General features: G+C 71.5%; 12 protein-coding genes and 2 pseudogenes. 4 read left to right on the forward strand and 10 right to left on the reverse strand.

The annotated features are described in order from the left end of the window. The 9 genes from PV721_RS30645 to pdhA all read right to left on the reverse strand — a co-directional run. Positions 1-666, reverse strand: a 666-nt coding sequence (locus PV721_RS30645; RefSeq protein WP_319729931.1) for a hypothetical protein, incomplete at its 3' end; no start/stop codon positions are given. After that, positions 659-5,314, reverse strand: coding sequence for a putative T7SS-secreted protein (locus tag PV721_RS30650; protein WP_319729934.1), 4,656 nt, complete (start codon positions 5,312-5,314; stop codon positions 659-661). The genes PV721_RS30650 and PV721_RS30645, both read right to left, overlap by 8 nt. A 4-nt stretch (positions 5,315-5,318) precedes the next feature. Beyond that, on the reverse strand, positions 5,319-5,876 hold the full coding sequence (locus PV721_RS30655; RefSeq protein WP_319729936.1) for a hypothetical protein: 558 nt from the start codon (positions 5,874-5,876) through the stop codon (positions 5,319-5,321). Then, positions 5,876-6,211: a hypothetical protein gene (locus tag PV721_RS30660; RefSeq protein ID WP_319729939.1), complete on the reverse strand. Its 336-nt coding sequence runs from the start codon at positions 6,209-6,211 to the stop codon at positions 5,876-5,878. Before PV721_RS30660 ends, PV721_RS30655 begins: the two co-directional genes overlap by 1 nt. A 109-nt stretch (positions 6,212-6,320) precedes the next feature. After that, on the reverse strand, positions 6,321-7,259 hold the full coding sequence (locus tag PV721_RS30665) for a GNAT family protein (RefSeq protein WP_319729942.1): 939 nt from the start codon (positions 7,257-7,259) through the stop codon (positions 6,321-6,323). 57 nt (positions 7,260-7,316) lie between these two features. Then, positions 7,317-7,946: a hypothetical protein gene (locus tag PV721_RS30670; RefSeq protein ID WP_319729945.1), complete on the reverse strand. Its 630-nt coding sequence runs from the start codon at positions 7,944-7,946 to the stop codon at positions 7,317-7,319. 109 nt (positions 7,947-8,055) lie between these two features. Further along, complete coding sequence (locus PV721_RS30675) at positions 8,056-9,483, reverse strand: dihydrolipoamide acetyltransferase family protein (RefSeq protein WP_319729948.1); 1,428 nt, start codon at positions 9,481-9,483, stop codon at positions 8,056-8,058. 12 nt (positions 9,484-9,495) lie between these two features. Then, complete coding sequence (locus PV721_RS30680) at positions 9,496-10,476, reverse strand: alpha-ketoacid dehydrogenase subunit beta (protein WP_319729951.1); 981 nt, start codon at positions 10,474-10,476, stop codon at positions 9,496-9,498. Next, on the reverse strand, positions 10,476-11,687 hold the full coding sequence (pdhA, locus tag PV721_RS30685) for a pyruvate dehydrogenase (acetyl-transferring) E1 component subunit alpha (RefSeq protein ID WP_319729954.1): 1,212 nt from the start codon (positions 11,685-11,687) through the stop codon (positions 10,476-10,478). Before pdhA ends, PV721_RS30680 begins: the two co-directional genes overlap by 1 nt. Before the next feature lie 326 nt (positions 11,688-12,013). On the opposite strand from pdhA, the gene PV721_RS30690 reads away from it, so the two are divergent. Further along, complete coding sequence (locus tag PV721_RS30690) at positions 12,014-12,673, forward strand: response regulator transcription factor (protein WP_319729956.1); 660 nt, start codon at positions 12,014-12,016, stop codon at positions 12,671-12,673. A 114-nt stretch (positions 12,674-12,787) separates the two neighbouring features. Beyond that, positions 12,788-13,250: pseudogene (locus tag PV721_RS30695) on the forward strand (pyridoxamine 5'-phosphate oxidase family protein). A gap of 102 nt (positions 13,251-13,352) precedes the next feature. On the opposite strand, the gene PV721_RS30700 reads toward PV721_RS30695, so the two are convergent. Beyond that, positions 13,353-14,939, reverse strand: coding sequence for a protein kinase domain-containing protein (locus PV721_RS30700; protein WP_319729959.1), 1,587 nt, complete (start codon positions 14,937-14,939; stop codon positions 13,353-13,355). A 230-nt stretch (positions 14,940-15,169) separates the two neighbouring features. Here PV721_RS30700 and PV721_RS30705 point away from each other — a divergent pair, with 230 nt between their 5' ends. Together PV721_RS30705 and PV721_RS30710 are read left to right on the forward strand one after the other, a co-directional pair. Further along, positions 15,170-16,837: a protein kinase domain-containing protein gene (locus PV721_RS30705; RefSeq protein WP_319729961.1), complete on the forward strand. Its 1,668-nt coding sequence runs from the start codon at positions 15,170-15,172 to the stop codon at positions 16,835-16,837. A 243-nt stretch (positions 16,838-17,080) separates the two neighbouring features. Then, a pseudogene (locus PV721_RS30710) lies at positions 17,081-17,398 on the forward strand (hypothetical protein); the annotation flags it as partial.

Consider the following 17,398-nt stretch of genomic DNA (forward strand, 5'->3'; position numbering starts at 1 on the left):
GTCGGAGGTGATGCCGATGCCTCCCGCCGGGTCGCCGTACACGAACCGCTGGGACCACCCCAGCCAGGAGCGGACGAACAGGTTCGCGCTCCACGTCAGGGCCAGCGCGCCGCGCAGCCCGGGGACCTCGTACCAGTAGCTGGTGAGCACCACGGCGCGGGAGACCGCCTCGTCCGGGTCCCCCGGCCGGGAATCGGCGGTGAGCCCGGCGGCCAGCACCGATGCCGCGAACCGATTGTCGGCGAGCAGCCCGCCGCTGTCGCAGACGACCGCGTCCAGCAGGTCCGCCGGGAGGCCGGCGGCGGCCCGCTCCAGCCTCGCCAGCAGCGCGGGCAGGCCCGGATCGCCCGCCGCCTCCGGGTCGGGAACCACCCTCAGGTCGGCCGGCAGCCGCTCGTCCCCCGTGCGGGCGGCCAGCAGGTGCACGTACGCCAGCGCGCGCAGGGTCTGCCAGCGGCAGAGCGTGTCGAGCAGCTCGGTCCGGGAGTTGCGGAAGGCGAGCCGCACCGGCCAGTCGGCCGCCCGGACGTCGTTGCCGAGCGCCCGCAGCTCCGCCGGCAGCGGGGCCGGGAAGACCCGGCTCTGGCCGGGGTCGTAGGAGGGCTCGGCGCGGTAGCCGGGCCAGCCGGGTGCCGGATCGCGGGGGGTACCGCTGCGGCTACTCATTCACTTCGTCCCCCTTCGGGGTCCGCCACTTCGCCGTGTCCTTGCCGTCCCGCGGAGTGATGTAGTTGGAGAGGTCCTCCGGCTCGATGTGGTACGCATGGATCATATTGTCCTGGCGGATGATGGCCACCGGCCTGGACGGGTCCAGGCTCTTGTCGATGATGATCCGCGCCCCCGTCGCGTCGTCGACGTAGTTGGCCGGCGACTGCAGATGGCCCCGCAGGTACCTCTCCAGTTTCACCTCGTCTTTCCCGATGCCCTGCAGGTAGTGGTTGTCCTTGCCGCTCTCCGCCTCGTTGAGCTGGTGGTCGACGCCCTGCGCCGCCCGGGTGCTGTCCGAGTACGGGGCCAGCCCGAAGGGGTCGCACCACCCGTGCGGGTTGGCGACGTACGCCACCGGGTTGGGGGCCGCCGCCAGGCCCAGCGGGTCCGGGCTCAGGTAGCGGGCGGTCTCGGGGTCGTACGTGCGGAAGTAGTTGTGGTGCAGGCCTGATTCGGCGTCGAAGTACTGGCCGGGGAAGCGCAGCGGCGTGTAGGCCGTGGCGTCCCGGTTCCAGGCCGTGGATCCCCACAGTGTGGAGCGGCTGCGCCAGGCCAGTCCGCCGCGCTCGTCGACGAGTTCGGCGGGCGCGCCCACCAGGTCGGTGACGATGGCGTAGAACCGCTCGTCCACCACCTCCTGGCCGGCGCCCAGGATCCGCTCCGTCTGCGCGAGCGGCTGCAGGCCGCGGTGGTCCCAGGTCACGGCGATCCCGCCGGCCTCCTGCGCCGCGGTGCCGGTCCACTGCTCGCACAGCACGGTGCCGTCCCAGGTGAAGACCGTGCGCTCGGCCACCTCGAGGCCGTCGGGCGTCATCCGTTCCTTCGCCGTCCGCCGTCCCAGCGGGTCGTACGTGTACCGCCAGCGCGTCCCGTCCGGGGTGGTGACGGCCGTGATCCGGTCCTCGGCGTCCCATTCGTAGCGCCAGGTGTCGGGCCTGCGCGAGAGCCGGGCCTTCTGGCGGAGCACGACCCGGCCGAGGACGTCGTACTCGTGGCGGACCCGGCCCGCGCCGATCAGCCGGGTGCCCTCGTAGGTGCGCGGTCCGGTGGCTTCCCGGCCTCCGGGATGGGCGCCGGGCCAGTACGCGGAGGTCTGGTTGCCCGCATCGTCGTAGGCATAGCGCTCGGTCCAGTTCCCGGCGTGCACCGCCGTCACCCGGCCGCGCGGGTCGAGATCGAAGCTGCGCGGGCCGGCCAACAGGTCGTCGACGCCGGTCAGGACCCCGTCGGACCGGTAGGTGTAGCCGCGGCGCTGCACCACCCCCTGCCCTGCGCCCGTGAGCCGCTGCTCCACCAGCCGGCCAGTCTCGTCCCACGCCTGGTCGAGGGTGACCGCGTCGCCGTAGGTACGGCTGAGCTCCTGGCCCGCCGCGTCGTGCATGAAGCCGATCCGGCGGCCGGACGTGGTCAGGGCGTCGTAGCGGCCGGCGGCGTCGTACGCCCAGGCGGCGACGGCCCCCGTCGGGGTGGTCCGGCCGGTGCGGCGCCCCATGGCGTCGTAGGTGTAGGTGAGGGTGCGGCCGTCGACCGTCTCCCGGAGGATGCGGCCCGCCCGGTCCCGCAGCCGGGTCAGCACGCTGTCCCCGCACACCGCGACGGCGAGCCGGTCGAAGACGTCGTACTCGTACGTCGTCACCGTGCCGCCCGCGTCCTTGCGGACGGTGTGCCCCAAGGCGTCGCGCTCGTACGTGATCCGCTGCCCGAGGGCGTCGGTGCGGGCGACGAGCCGGCCCGCCGGGTCGTAGGCGTAGTCGAGCACACGGCCGTCGAAGTCGGTCTCCCGGACGAGCCGGCCCGCCGGGTCGTAGGTGTACTCCCAGGTCATGCCCTGCGGGTTGCGGACCCCGGTCAGCCGCAGCTCGGCGTCGTACGTGTAAGCATGGCGCGTGCCGTCCGCGTCGGTCCGGGCGGCGAGCAGGTCGAAGTGGGTGTACTCGAAGTGCACCTCGCCGCCGTCGGAACCGTCCGTACGGGTCAGGCAGTTCCCTTCGCCGTCATACGTCCACGAGCGGCGCCGGCCGTCCGGGTCGGTCCGGTGCAGCGGCTTGCCCTCCACCGTCCATTCCATGCGGGTGACCGCCCCCAGGGGGTCGGTGACCACCGTGACCCGCCCGAAGGCGTCCCGCTCGTACGTGGTGGTGGCGCCGAGCCGGTCGGTGACGGCGAGCGGCAGCCCGGCCCGGTCGGTGCGGATCCGCGTGACCGCCCCCTGGGGGTCGGTGACGGTGGTGAGGTGACCGCTCCCGTCGTAGCCGAAGTGGGTGACCGTCCCGTCGGGGCGGCTGACCGAGGTGCGGTTTCCGCGCTCGTCGTACGTCTGGCGGACGACCGATCCGTCCACGGAGACGACCTTGACCGGCCGGCCGAGGTCGTTGTACTCGGCGCGGGCCTCCCGGCCGTCGGGCCTGACGTAGGAGACCATGCGGCCCGTGTCGTCGAAGGTGCTGCGGGTGGTGTGGCCGAGCGGATCGGTGTGTGCGGTCCTCCGGCCGCCGCTGTCGTACTGGTACCGGGTAACCGCGCCGAGCGGGTCGGTCTCGGCCACCACCCGGTAGCGGTCGTCGATCAGGTACTGGCGGGTATGGCCGGCGGCGGTGGTCACACGCGTCACCCGGTGGCGGGTCTGCGGGTCCACGTCGTCGTAGCTGAAGGTGAGGGCGATGTGGCCCGCCTCGCCGGCCTCGGCGACACACCGGTCGAGGTCGTCGTAGGCGTACTCGTAGCGGCGGTCGTTCGTGTCCGTCCAGGACGTGATGCGGGCGCGGTCGTCGTAGGTGAACCGCAGCGGCAGACCGGAGGAGTTGGTGACCTCGGTCAGGTTCCCGTCGGTGTAGCCGTACGCGAGGATGCGGCCGCCGCCGGACAGGTGCAGGGCGGTGATCCGGCCGCCTTCGGTCCCGAAGTGCAGCCGATAGCCGCCGGAGTGGGTGATGCCCAGCGGCGTGCCGTGCTCGTCGTACTCGAAGACGACGTGGTTGCCGCTCGGATCCTCGACCTGGGCGATCGGCGCGATGCCGTTCTCGGCACCGTCGGCCGGCGGGACGAAGCGGCGGACGGCGCCCGTCAGCGGGTCCGTCAGCGTCCAGTCGCCGTCAGGGGTGCGTGCCAGCGGGTGGCGCGGACCCGACGCCGACACCGGCAGTACGGGCACACCGGGCGCGGGATGCGGATAGCCGACGAGGAGACCGTCCTCGGAGACCAGGACGACGCCCTTGGCGTCGATCTCCAGGTGCTGGTCGATCGTGGAGGACCAGGTGGGGCCGAACCAGCGGCCCGCCCGGTAGCCGGACTCCGCACGGCGCGTGAACGCGAACGGGAACGTGCCGGGCAGGACCACGTCCGTCTGCGGGAGGTACATCCGGCCGGTGGCGAGGTCGACGGGGTCCGTGCCTTCACTGGCCTTGTCCGGGTCGGGCCGCTCGCCGTGGTGCGGTCCCTTCCCGTCCGTCTCCTTGCGGCCCGGGCCGTCCGTCTCCTTGCTGCCCGGGCCGTCCAGGTCGTCCAGGTGCTTCGCGGCCGAGCCGGCCTTCTTCGCCGCGCCCAGGCCCTTGGAGCCGATGAGCTCCGGAAGTATCTTGCCGACGCCTTCCGTGGGGTCCTTCATGAACTCGTCGAGCATCTGCTTGCCCGTGCCCCAGGGGTCGTTGACCATGGTGACCAGCCCGGCAGCCGTGGAGTTGAGGTTCGTCAGGTACTCGGCGGGGTGGGTCAGGTTGTACGGGTCGATCGGGTTGACCGCGCGGGCGAAGTTGGCGATGCCCGCCGTGCCCTTGATGACGCCGCCGGCCAGGTGGGTTTCCGCGAGCTCCAGGTAGTCCATGCCGTCTTTGAGCTGTTCGGCGTACGAGGGCTTGGGCGGGGCGGCGTCGCGGGCCGCGCGGACCGCCGTACGGGCCGTCTCCGCGACCTCGTTGCGCTGGGTGCGCGCGGTCTGGAGCTTGTCGTCGGCCGCCTTGAACAGCGGATCGGCGGGGTCGGTGAAGTCGTCCGACGGCCGCGGCGGCAGCGTGTCCTTCTCGGCCTTCACCGCCGCCTTGTAGTCGATGATCGACTTGTTGTAGGCGGTGCGCGCGTCCTGAGAGACCTTCTTGGCCCTGTTGTACTCCTCCAGGGCCTCCTTGGCCTGGCCCTGTGCCCACTCCACGGTGTCCGCGAACCGGTTGATCGCGTCGGCGGCCTTGCCGAAGGCCTCGGCCGCCTTGAACCAGCGCGGCGGCTCCTTGGCTATCGCGTCCCGGAACGCGTTCGCCGACGCGCCCTTCAGGCCGTCGCCTTCCAGGGCCTTCAGGCCGTTGCCGACGAGTGTGAACGAGAGCTCGAAGTCACTGAGGTGCGAGACCTGCGCGCGGATCTTCGACACGCTGCCGTAGACCAGCTTGTTCGGGTCCTCGGTCTGCCCGAGCTCCAGCTCCGCGACGTCCGCGCCGAGCTGGTTGGCGGCCGACCGGCTCTTGTCGCGGACCCAGTCGCCCGCCCCGTCGAGACCGACCTCCTCCGCCACGTCGGCGACCTTGTCGCCGCCCCACTCGATCAGGTCACCGGCGTCCTCGGCCCGGTCTTCGGCCCAGTCCTCCACCGAGTCCGGTACGAAGTCCCTCCAGCCCATCGGTCTACCGCCCCTGTCCGTCGGCCTGGTCCAGCAGGTCCTTGATCGAACCGATCTTCCCGCTGGAGGTCAGCTTGTCGCCGGTGTCCGACCAGGTCTGCTTGATGTCCTCGGAGCTCTTCTCGAAGGATTCCGCGCTGTAGTCCGGCTTGTAGACGTCCGCCCGCCAGATGTCGTCCCAGCTCTTCTGCTCGATCTCGTCCTCGCTCGCGTGCGGATTGCCGTACGCGGCGTTCGCGGCGACCTTGAACGCGCCCTGGAGGTACTGGTCCTCCTCCCACACGGTGCCCGCCGCGATGCCGAGGGAGCGCGCGAGGGTGCTCGCGTTCTGCACGAGGCTGCGCACGCCCCACTCCCAGCGCTCGCAGAAGTCCTCGAAGTCGGTGGCCAGACCCATGTGCCCGGCCTCCATGCCGGTCATGGACAGGTCGCTGAAACCGGCGCCCTGGGAGGCGCCGGCCGCGTCCGACGACTCGCGCAGCTCCGCGATGGCACCGCGCAGCCCCTTCTGGATGCCGGCGACCGCTGCGGGCGAGACCTCCAGGTCCCCGTCGCCCGCCATCAGGCGGCGTCCGTACGGTCGACGGCGCAGGCCTCGGGCACGATGCCCACGACCGGCGGGAAGAACATCGAGCCGTCCTCGTCGGCCACGTTCACCGCGACCCCCGCGGGACCGTCGATCATCGGGACGATCGCGTCGGCCAAACGCGCGCCGAGGACGGAGAGGTACTCCCACTCCCGGTCCCCGGCTCCGCGCGCCTGCGCGAAACGGGCGAGGGCCGCCTCGTCCGTGAACGCGTACAGCCAGCGGATACCGCCCTGGACGACGGACATCAGACCTCCGTCGGCCCCGTCCGTCAGGGGTGCGAGCAGCACCGAACGCCTGAACTCACCCACCAGGCGGCCTGGTTCCCCTCTACCGTCGCGGTACGCAGAGATTTCTTCGGTGAGTTCCATGACTGTTTCCCCTCCCGTGCGAGCAGCGGCCCGAAAGGATAAACGTCCCTCAGACCCCGGACGGTTCCTCCCACACCAGCCGGATCTCGGTGACCTCGTAGCCGGCCCGGTCGAAGGCGGCGGCCATCGGGATGTTGACGGTGTCCGTGGTCGCGGTGATGCGCTGCGCTCCCTCGGCCGCATGGAAGCGGGTGATTTCGCCCAGGATCTCGTCGATCAGGCCCTGGCCGCGCTGTTCGGGCACGACGCCCAGGTAGCCGACGTTGCGGTGGTACGGGGTCGCCGACGGGATGGCCATGCCCGCGAGGGTGCCGTCCGGGAGGTGGGCGAGCCGCCACCAGGAGCGCTCGCCGGGGCAGTCGAGGTAGAACTCGATGTCCTCGCGGGCCAGTTGTTCCGCCTCCATCGACTGGAGCTCGGTCTGCGTGTGCAGGTCGAGGCTGCCGGCGGACAGCCGGATGAAGGCGTCCAGGAACTCCTCGTCGGTGCCGTCGCGGAAGACGAGCCGTCCGGTGGGCCCGGCCGTCCCGGCGGCCGGGGTCCACTCGTAGCGCAGCCGCTCGATCTCGCGCGTCAGACCGGTCCTGTACGCGGCCTCCTGGCGCCAGGCGACCGCCGCGGCCAGCTCCGGGTCGGCCCGCCAGCCGCGGGGCAGGGAGACGTTGTAGCCGGGCCTCTTGCCGAAGGCGGCGTGGCCGGCCTCCAGCAGCCCGGCGGCGACCGCGGCCGGGTCGGCCACGGAGGCCCGTACCTGCAGGCAGTCGAGCGCGATGGGCCGCTCGCTGTCGCCGCGGCCCCACCACAGCGCACGGGCCAGGATCTCGCCTTCCTCGTCCTCGGCGATCCAGATCCACTCGGGGCGGATCCGGTTCTCGGCGAGCTCCTCACGGACCTTCTCGGCGGTGAGGGCGGGGACGGGGCCGTCGGCCGGGTAGGCGACGGCCCGGTCGAGGTCTGCGGGGTCTGCGGTGGCAGCGCGGAAAATCATCCGGTGATGATCACACGGGGTCCACCACGCCGACCAGGGGTTTCCCCCGCGGCCCGGTCACTCCCCCTGTTCCACGATCCGTTCCAGGGCGTGCGCGTACGCCCGCAGGCGCCGCTTGAAGGGCTCCGGCGAGCCCGACGAGGGCATCAGGAGCCCGGGAAGGAACGCGACCCGCCACACAAGGACCACCTCGTGCAGCGACCGCCCGCCTCCGGCCCCGCCCCACACGCACACCGCGCCGATCACCTCCGCGATCTCCCGGGCCGGGGACTCCACGTCGTCGTCGCCGCGCAGGGCCGCCACCCCCACCAGCGCCTGGAGGAGATGCGCCAGCTGGAGGTCGGCACCCATCCGGGCCATGCGGCGAACCGTTTCCGGTGCGCCGAGGTCCGGGGTGTGCTCCTCGATGCATCCCGACCACATCAGCAGGGTGACCGGCGGGACGTCGTGCTCCCGCAGGTAGCCGAGCCCGTCCATGACGTCCATCGACTCGGCATGAAAGCCGCCCAGCCGCCGCACCACGTCCAGCACCCGGTCCAGCTCGCCGCGGTGACGCGCGACGAACGCGCCCACCGACACCGATTCCAGCGCCGCGCCGCACTCGACGAGCGCGCCGAGCGGGCCGAAGACCTCGCGTACGAGGGTCGTCTCCGCTGCCGCCGACCCCCCGGCCGTCCGGTCGTTCATCGCACCGCTCCTTCCAGAGGCCCGCGGACGTCCGTACGGCTCCGCCACGGCCGATGGCCGGCCCTCCGCGGAGGGGGGCCGGCCATCGGGTGGGGCGCGGTGCGTGCCGCTACGACCAGGTGATCAGGCGGCGAGGATGTTCCAGGACCGCCGCGATGTCGGCCAGGAAGCGGGAGCCGAGTTCGCCGTCGATGAGACGGTGGTCGAACGACAGCGCCAGCGTGGTGACCTGGCGCGGCTTCACCTTGCCCTTGTGGACCCACGGCTGGAGCTTGATCGCGCCGACCGCGAGGATCGCGGACTCGCCCGGGTTCAGGATGGGCGTACCGGTGTCGACGCCGAACACGCCGACGTTGGTGATGGTGATGGTGCCGTTCTGCATGTCGGCCGGGGACGTCTTGCCGTCGCGGGCCGTGGCGACCAGCTCGGACAGGGACGCCGACAGCTCGCCGAGCGTCTTGGCGTGGGCGTCCTTGATGTTCGGGACGATCAGCCCGCGGGGGGTGGCCGCCGCGATGCCCAGGTTCACGTAGTGCTTGAGCACGATCTCCTGGGCCGCCTCGTCCCAGGACGCGTTGACGTCCGGGTTGCGGCGGATGGCCACCAGGACGGCCTTCGCGATGAGGAGCAGCGGGTTGATGCGCAGCCCCGCGAGGTCCGGGTCGTCCTTGAGCTCCTGGACCAGCTTCATCGTGCGGGTCACGTCGAGCGTGATGAACTCGGTGACGTGCGGTGCGGTGAAGGCCGAGCCGACCATGGCCTGGGCGGTGACCTTGCGGACGCCCTTGACCGGGATGCGGGTCTCCCGCGCGGAGGCCGGTGCCTCGGCCGCCTGGACGGCCGGGGCCGCCGACGGAGCCGCCACCGCGACCTCGGCGGGCACGGCCTGCGGGGCGAGCGCCGCGGCGGCCGCCGCGTGGACGTCCTCCCGGGTCACGACCCCGCCGTCACCGGTGGGGACCACCGAGGCCAGGTCGATGCCGAGGTCCTTGGCGAGCTTGCGCACCGGCGGCTTGGCCAGCGGCCGCTCGCCGGCCGGCTGCGCCGGGACCGCGGGAAGTACCGGCGCGGCCGGAGCCGCCGGGGCGGTGCCGTTCTGCGCGGGTGCACCGGCGGCCGCCTTGCGCGGCCGGCGCTTCGTGGAGGCGGTGGAGACCCCGTAGCCGACCAGGACGGGCTGGCGGGCCGCGGCGGGCCGGCCGCCTCGGCCCGCCAGCCCGTCCTGGTCGGCTACGGGGGCAGCTGCGGCGACGGCCGGGGCCGCCTCCTGCACCGGGGCCTCGGCAGCGGCGCCGGCCTCCGTCTGCACCGAGATGATGACCTGGCCGACGTCGACCGTGGTGCCCTCCTCGAAGAGGAGCGCGTGCACGACACCGTCGAACGGGATCGGCAGTTCCACGGCGGCCTTGGCCGTCTCCACCTCGCAGACGACCTGACCGTCGGTGACCGTGTCACCCGGCTGGACGTACCACTTGAGGATCTCGGCCTCGGTGAGGCCCTCGCCCACGTCGGGCATCTTGAATTCGCGGATCGTCATGAACGTGGCTCCTCAGTACGCCAGCGAGCGGTCGACGGCGTCGAGCACCCGGTCCAGGCCCGGCAGGTACTCGTCCTCCAGGCGGGCCGGCGGGTACGGGGCGTGGAATCCGCCCACGCGCAGCACCGGCGCCTCCAGGTGGTAGAAGCACCGCTCCGTGATGCGAGCGGCGATCTCCGCGCCGACGCCCAGGAAGACCGGGGCCTCGTGCACGACGACCAGCCGGCGGGTCTTCTCGACCGAGTTCTGCAGACCGTCGAAGTCGACCGGGGACATCGAGCGCAGGTCGACGACCTCCACCGACTTGCCCTCCTCGGCGGCCGCGGCCGCCGCCTCCAGGCAGACCTTCACCATCGGGCCGTAGGCGGCCAGGGTGAGGTCCGAGCCCTCGCGGGCCACGCGCGCCTTGTGCAGCTCACCGGGGATGGCGTCGACGTCGACCTCGCCCTTGTCCCAGTAGCGGCGCTTCGGCTCGAAGAAGATCACCGGGTCGTCGCTGAGGATCGCCTGCTGGAGCATCCAGTAGGCGTCGCTCGCGTTCGACGGGGAGACCACCTTGAGGCCCGGGACGTGCGCGAAGAGCGCCTCCGGGGACTCGCTGTGGTGCTCGACCGCGCCGATGCCGCCCGCGTACGGGATGCGGATGACGACCGGCATCTTGATCTTGCCCAGGGCCCGCGCGTGCATCTTCGCGAGCTGCGTGACGATCTGGTCGTACGCGGGGAAGACGAAACCGTCGAACTGGATCTCCACCACCGGCCGGTACCCGCGCAGGGCCAGGCCGATGGCGGTGCCGACGATGCCCGACTCGGCGAGCGGGGTGTCGATGACCCGCTCCTCGCCGAAGTCCTTCTGCAGGCCGTCGGTGATCCGGAAGACACCGCCCAGCTTGCCGACGTCCTCACCCATGATCAGGACCTTCGGGTCCTGCTCCAGGGCCTTGCGCAGCGACTCGTTGAGCGCCTTCGCGATCGACATCTTCTCGACAGCCATCAGTGACCCTCCTCGGCCGACTCGAAGGACGCGAGGTAGGCGGCGAACTGCGCGCGCTCCTCGTCGACGAGCGCGTGCCCGTCCGCGTAAACGTTCTCGAAGATCGCCATGGTGTCCGGGTCGGGCATGGAGCGCACGGCCTCGCGCACGCGCTTGCCCATGGCCTCGCTCTCGGCCTCCAGCTCGGCGAAGTACGCCTCGTCGGCGCCGCCCGTGGCCAGCAGGTGGGCCTTCAGGCGCAGGATCGGGTCCTTGGACTCCCAGGCCGCCGTCTCCTCGTCCCGCCGGTACTTCGTCGGGTCGTCGGAGGTGGTGTGCGCGCCCATGCGGTACGTGAACGCCTCGACCAGCGTCGGGCCCTCGCCGCGGCGCGCCCGGTCCAGGGCCCAGCGGGTCACGGCCAGGCAGGCCAGCACGTCGTTGCCGTCGACGCGGACGCCCGGGAAGCCGAAGCCCTGGGCCCGCTGGTAGAGCGGCACGCGCATCTGGCGCTCGGTCGGCTCGGAGATCGCCCACTGGTTGTTCTGGCAGAAGAACACCACGGGGGAGTTGTAGACGGCGGAGAAGTTGAAGGCCTCCATCACGTCGCCCTGGCTGGACGCGCCGTCGCCGAAGTAGGCGATGACGGCCGCGTCCGCGCCGTCCTTGGCCACGCCCATCGCGTAACCGGTCGCGTGGAGCGTCTGCGAGCCGATGACGATCGTGTAGAGGTGGAAGTTGTTGGTGTTCGGGTCCCAGCCGCCGTGGTTCACGCCGCGGAACATCCCGAGCAGGTTGGTCGGGTCGACGCCGCGGCACCAGGCGACGCCGTGTTCGCGGTAGGTCGGGAAGACGTAGTCCTCGTCGTTCAGGGCACGGCCGGAGCCGATCTGTGCGGCTTCCTGGCCGAGGAGCGAGGCCCACAGGCCCAGCTCTCCCTGGCGCTGCAGGGCGGTCGCCTCGCCGTCGAAGCGGCGGGTCATGACCATGTCGCGGTACAGCCCGCGCAGGTCCTCGGTGGTGATGTCGGCGACGAAGGGGGCGAACTCCGCGTTGTCCGCGTTGTCGGTGCGCTCCCCTTCGGGCGTCAGCAGCTGTACGAGCTGAGGTACGGCGTCCTGCGTCTGCGCGGTGGCAGCGGCGGCGGGCTTGGCGGCGCTCGCCGCGCCTGCCGCCCGCTTGGTGCCGCTGCTGCGTCGCGGCTTGCGCGCGGCAGTGCTCTCCACGGTCACGTGTGCTCCTCCGTCGGTCCGGCACCCGGGTTCTCCGGGGTCCAGTGCGGCTCACCTGCATCCGTAACGAGCGCACGGGGTGTGTGCGCGTCGCGTTCGGGATTCAGGCGTGACAGGTGCCCCGGCGAGTGCCCTGCGCAATGCACGTTACCCAGTGCGCCGCATAACTGCGAAACCCCGTTTGACCTGCGTTTTTGCTTGGATTTCCAAGTAAATCCGCGGCAGCGGGAACAAGCACTGGTCACAGCCTTGCAGGGGCCGGGAACAACGGCACGTTATCCCGGGTAACTCCGGCAGGGAAGGGGTGAGTGTGTGAAACTGACTTCGTGCGCGAAGACGGAAAAATCAAGGTATTCCTCCTGGACGACCACGAAGTGGTACGTCGGGGCGTCCACGAGCTCTTGTCGGTCGAACAGGACATCGAGATCGTCGGCGAGGCCGGTACGGCCGCGGACGCGCTGGTCCGGATTCCCGCCACCCGTCCCGACGTGGCGGTCCTCGACGTCCGGCTGCCCGACGGCAGCGGTGTGGAGGTGTGCCGCGAGGTGCGCTCCCAGGACGAGGACATCAAGTGCCTGATGCTGACCTCCTTCGCCGACGACGAGGCACTGTTCGACGCGATCATGGCCGGCGCCTCGGGCTACGTGCTCAAGGCGATCCGCGGCAACGAGCTGCTCGGCGCGGTGCGCGACGTCGCCGCCGGCAAGTCGCTGCTGGACCCGGTCGCCACCGCGCGCGTGCTGGAGCGGCTGCGCGACGGCAAGAACGGCAAGCGTGACGACCGCCTCTCCCACCTCACCGAGCAGGAGCGGAAGATCCTCGACCTGATCGGCGAGGGCTTGACCAACCGCGTCATCGGCGAGCGGCTGCACCTGGCCGAGAAGACGATCAAGAACTACGTCTCCAGCCTGCTGTCCAAGCTGGGCATGGAGCGCCGCTCCCAGGCCGCCGCCTACGTGGCCCGCCTGCAGGCCGAGAAAAGCTAGGCCGTCACGCCCGGGCGCGGCGGAACCCGTCCGTCACGTGCCGTGACGCCCCGTGGCCGGGTGGTCCCCCGGGGCGCGCTCCCGGCGGGAAGCCGGTGGCGGACAGTGGACGGCATGTCACGCGAGGAGCTCCACGCCGTCGAACTGCTGCGGCGGGTGCCGTACGGCCGCGTGGCCACCAGCATGCGCGCTGCCCTCAGGGCCTCGCCCTCGCCCTCGCCCTCGCCCTCGCCCTCGCCCTCGCCCTCGCCCGCCACATCGTGGTGGACGGCGAGGTCGTTCTGAGAATGCACTCCGGTTTCGGCTACCACCAGGCGTGCAACGGCAGCGTGGTGGCCTACGGGGCGGACAACTTCAATTCCGGGGACCCCCGGTTTTGGTCGGTGCGGTTCACCGGAACGGCGCAGCTCGTCGAGCCGACCACCGCGGAACTGGAACTATTCGGTCCGGGTCCGCATTTTCGTGGACGGCGCGGTCTTCGACCCCGTCCACATGCGCATCGAACTCCAGTTCCACCGTGCACTCGCTCGCCGGGAATCCGGAACGGCATGCCGGCACGCGCTTCGAGCGCCTCTGACCAAGCATGACGCGGATACGGGAACGGGCCCGGCGGAATTGATTCCGCCGGGCCCGTTCCCGTACGCCCGTCACGCCCGTCTCGTCCTTCGGACCTCGTCCGTCACTCCTCGAACAGGCCGCCGGCGCCGCCCGTCTCCGGGGGCTTCGTGGCCGGAGTCGTCGCGGGCTTCGTTGCCGGGGTCGTCGCGGGCTTCGTCGCCGGCGTGGTGGACGGCGAGGCCGAACCGGTCGGCGAGTGCGAGGCGGTCGGCGAGTTCGAGGGACTGAAGCTCTGCGTCCGGCTGCGGGTCGGCACGGGCAGGTTGTCGTTGTTCGTGGGCGTGTTCTCCGCGGTCTGGTGCGAAGGCTGGGCGTCCGGGGACTTGGACGCGGACGGCGCGGCGCTGGAGCTCTCCTTGTTGCCCGGCGGCTGCTTCCCGTCGCTCTTTCCGCCCATGTTGTTGACGGCGAAGGCCACGCCGCCGGCGATCGCGACGATCGCCAGCACCGCGAACAGCCACATCTTCCAGCGGCTGCCGTTGCCGCCGCGGTCGTCGTAGCCGTCGTAGCCGCCGCCGTTGCCGCCGGTACCGCGGCCACCGGGGAAGGCCGAGCCGTCGTCCGGGTTCAACGGCGGCACCATCGGCTGCTGGAACTGCGAGGTCGAGGCGTGCGAGGGGTACTGCTGCGGCCCGCCGGTCCCGGCCACCGGCATGACCGTGGTGGCGCCGCCGCCCCGGCCGTGCGGCAGGGCCATGGTGACCGGACCGGTGTTCCAGGTGCCGGTGTTCGGCCCTTGGTCGTGCAGCATCTGCAGCGCGTACTGGACCAGCCCGCGCATCTCCTCGGCGCTCTGGAACCGGTCGTCCGGGTCCTTGGCGAGGGAGCGCATGACGAGCCCGTCGAGCTCCTGCGGGATGTGGTGGCCCTCCGGAAGCTGCGAGGGGGGCACGGGCACGTCCTGGACGTGCTGGTAGACCACCGAGAGCGGGGTCTCGCCGGTGAACGGGGGCCGCAGCGCGAGCAGTTCGTAGAGGAGACAGCCGGTCGCGTACAGGTCGGAGCGGTGGTCCACGGCCTTGCCGAGGGCCTGCTCGGGCGACAGGTACTGCGGGGTGCCCATGACCATGCCGGTCTGGGTCATCGTCGACTGGACGCCGTGCAGCGCGCGGGCGATGCCGAAGTCCATCACCTTCACCGCACCGGTTTCGGTGATGATGACGTTCGCCGGCTTGATGTCACGGTGCACGATGCCGTGCTGGTGCGAGTAGGCGAGGGCTTCGAGCACGCCCGAGGTGATGATGAGCGCCTGCTCGGGGCCCGGCGCCTCGGCACTGACCAGCAGGTCGCGGATGGTGCGGCCCTCGACCAGCTCCATCACGATGTACGGGACGGTGTTGGGGCCGACCCGGTCCTCGCCCGAGTCGTACACGGCGACGACGGCATGGTGGTTGAGCCCGGCGACGGACTGTGCCTCGCGGGTGAAACGGGCCTTGGACACCGGGTCCTCGGCCAGGTCGGCGCGCAGCAGCTTCACGGCGACGGTGCGGCCCAGCCGTACGTCCTCCGCCGCGAAGACCTCGGCCATGCCGCCCCGGCCCAGCCGGTGCGTCAGCCGGTAACGGCCGTCTCCCACCAGGCCGCCTGCGCCCCAGTGCTCAGGACCATCGGTCATCCCGGCGCCGTTTCCCTCGGGTTCGGGTGCCATCAGTCCTCGCCGTCGTCTCTCTCGGCCGCCGCTCAGCGGTAGTCCTCTTCCATGGTGCTCCGACGAACGCTACAGCCTCGGAACCGGTCACCGTTCGGACAAGGCCACCCTGTGCCCATGTGGTCACGGAACGGGCACCTGGCTTGACGTGTGCTTGCCCTCGGGCAGACTGGGCGCCATATGCGCCCGGCCGACGGCGTAGGGACACATCCCGAGGGGAAGCAACAGTCATGAGCCAGGACGGCACTCAGGGCCAGTACGCGGGCGGCTCTCTGGCCGGTGGCCGTTACCAGCTAAGGGACTTGCTGGGCGCGGGGGGCATGGCCTCCGTGTACCTGGCGTACGACTCGGCCCTCGACCGGCAGGTCGCCATCAAGACCCTGCACAGCGACCTCGGCCGGGAGCAGTCCTTCCGCGAGCGCTTCCGCCGCGAGGCCCAGGCTGTAGCGAAACTGTCGCACACGAACATCGTCTCGGTATTCGACACCGGTGAAGGCGAAGTGACGTTCAGCGGCTCCGGCGCGGGCGACGGCGCCGTGATGCCCTACATCGTCATGGAATACGTGGAAGGCCGGCCCCTCGGCTCGGTCCTGGAGGCGGACATCCGCCAGTACGGGGCCATGCCGGCGGACAAGGCCCTGAAGGTGACGGCCGATGTGCTGGCCGCCCTGGAGACCAGCCACGAGATGGGGCTCGTCCACCGCGACATCAAGCCCGGCAACGTCATGGTGAACAAGCGCGGCGTGGTCAAGGTGATGGACTTCGGCATCGCCCGCGCCATGCAGTCGGGGGTCACCTCGATGACGCAGACCGGCATGGTCGTCGGCACCCCGCAGTACCTCTCGCCCGAGCAGGCGCTGGGGCGCGGGGTAGACGCCCGCTCCGACCTCTACTCGGTCGGCATCATGCTGTTCCAGCTGCTGACCGGGCGGATCCCCTTCGACGCGGACTCGCCGCTGGCCATCGCGTACGCCCACGTGCAGGAGGAGCCGGTCGCCCCGTCCTCCATCAACCGTTCGATCACGCCGGCGATGGACGCACTGGTGGCGCGGGCCCTCAAGAAGAACCCGAACGAGCGCTTCCCCACGGCCGCGGCCATGGGCGACGAGGTGGCTCGCGTGCTGGGCTCCGGGCAGACCGGGGCGCCGGTCATCGTGCAGGGCCACGGGCCCCTGAGCAGCGGTGCGGGCGTGGCCTCGGCCGTGTTCCCGCCGGTGGACTCCGGGTTCCAGGCGCCGCCGCAGTCGGTGCAGCAGCCGTACCAGGCTCCGCACACCCCGACGCCCGCCCCGTACGCGCCGACGCCGGCCCCGCAGGCGCACTCCCAGGGCGGCTACGCCTACCCGCACACGCCCCCGCCGCAGCACTACGCGCCGCAGACCCCGCCGCCGTACACGATCTCCCCGGCGGCCACGGCGAGCCAGTCCGGCTCGGCCGGCGGCGGCAAGCAGAACATGCCGGTGGTCGCGGGCGCGATCGTGGTGGCGCTGCTGGCCATCGGCGGTCTGATCGCGGTGATCGCGATGAACGGAGACGAGGACAAGGGGGGCCCCACGGCGAACCCGGGGAGCTCCACGGACGCCACCGCCTCCGCCTCGGCCAAGGCCGGATTCAAGGGGCCCGACACGACGCGCACGATCGACCCGAAGAAGTGCTCGGAGCCGGTGAAGCACTACAGCGAGGCCGGCAAGTACTCGGCGCCGGACCTCAAGTACAAGAACCTGCTCTCCGTGAAGGAGTGCATCCAGGCCTCGCGCGGCAAGTACAAGATCGAATACAAGGACGAGGCGGTCTACGGCAAGGACACCGTGCTGATCCAGTCGCCGGCCTCCGGCGACAAGATCGACAAGGAAGGCACGGAGTACACGCTGACCGTGTCGACCGGCAATCCGGAGTAGTCCCCGGCGATTCCGCGAGTCGGCTCTTCCGCGGCGATTCGGCGATTCGGCGATTCGGCGCAATCCGGAGCGCTTCTGAGTGCTTCGGAGCGGTCCGCAGCAGAGGCGCTCCACGGCACACCCGCATCCCGGGCACCCTGATGGGACGCCCGGGATGCCGGTTTTGCCCCGCTGTGTAAATCTGAGCGCATATCTCTGACGCCGAGCGAGCGTCTCGGCCGCTCGGGACGGGAGGGGCTCCCCGTGATCCAAGGATTCCGTCCGCCCCGCTGGCTGGCCTGTGCCGTACTGGTCGCCGCCGCGCTCGCCCCCGCCGCTTCCGCGTACGCGGGCCCCTTCGCCCTGGCCTCCGGCGCCGCCTCGCGCACCTCACCCGCCTCGCCCACCCCGTCGGACCACGGCCGGCGGGAGCTCGCCGGCAGCGCCGCCGGGGTCGGGCGGGAGCGGCCCGGCCGGCCGGCCGGCGAGCCCGCCAACCCGGAGCTGGTCGTGGCCGCCCGGCCGCTGCCGGTACGCCCGCAGACCCGGCCCACACGCCCGGCTCCGCCGCCGACCCCGCCC

This window comes from Streptomyces sp. MB09-01, assembly GCF_033794505.1.
Lineage (GTDB): Bacteria > Actinomycetota > Actinomycetes > Streptomycetales > Streptomycetaceae > Streptomyces.

Bases quoted from the DNA above. Each gene is read 5' to 3' on its own strand.
- PV721_RS30670 (WP_319729945.1), bottom strand. From the start codon at position 7,946: ATGAACGACCGGACGGCCGGGGGGTCGGCGGCAGCGGAGACGACCCTC.
- PV721_RS30680 (WP_319729951.1), bottom strand. From the start codon at position 10,476: ATGGCTGTCGAGAAGATGTCGATCGCGAAGGCGCTCAACGAGTCGCTG.
- PV721_RS30700 (WP_319729959.1), bottom strand. From the start codon at position 14,939: ATGGCACCCGAACCCGAGGGAAACGGCGCCGGGATGACCGATGGTCCT.
- PV721_RS30650 (WP_319729934.1), bottom strand. From the start codon at position 5,314: ATGGGCTGGAGGGACTTCGTACCGGACTCGGTGGAGGACTGGGCCGAA.
- PV721_RS30705 (WP_319729961.1), top strand. From the start codon at position 15,170: ATGAGCCAGGACGGCACTCAGGGCCAGTACGCGGGCGGCTCTCTGGCC.
- PV721_RS30665 (WP_319729942.1), bottom strand. From the start codon at position 7,259: ATGATTTTCCGCGCTGCCACCGCAGACCCCGCAGACCTCGACCGGGCC.
- PV721_RS30675 (WP_319729948.1), bottom strand. From the start codon at position 9,483: ATGACGATCCGCGAATTCAAGATGCCCGACGTGGGCGAGGGCCTCACC.
- PV721_RS30655 (WP_319729936.1), bottom strand. From the start codon at position 5,876: ATGGCGGGCGACGGGGACCTGGAGGTCTCGCCCGCAGCGGTCGCCGGC.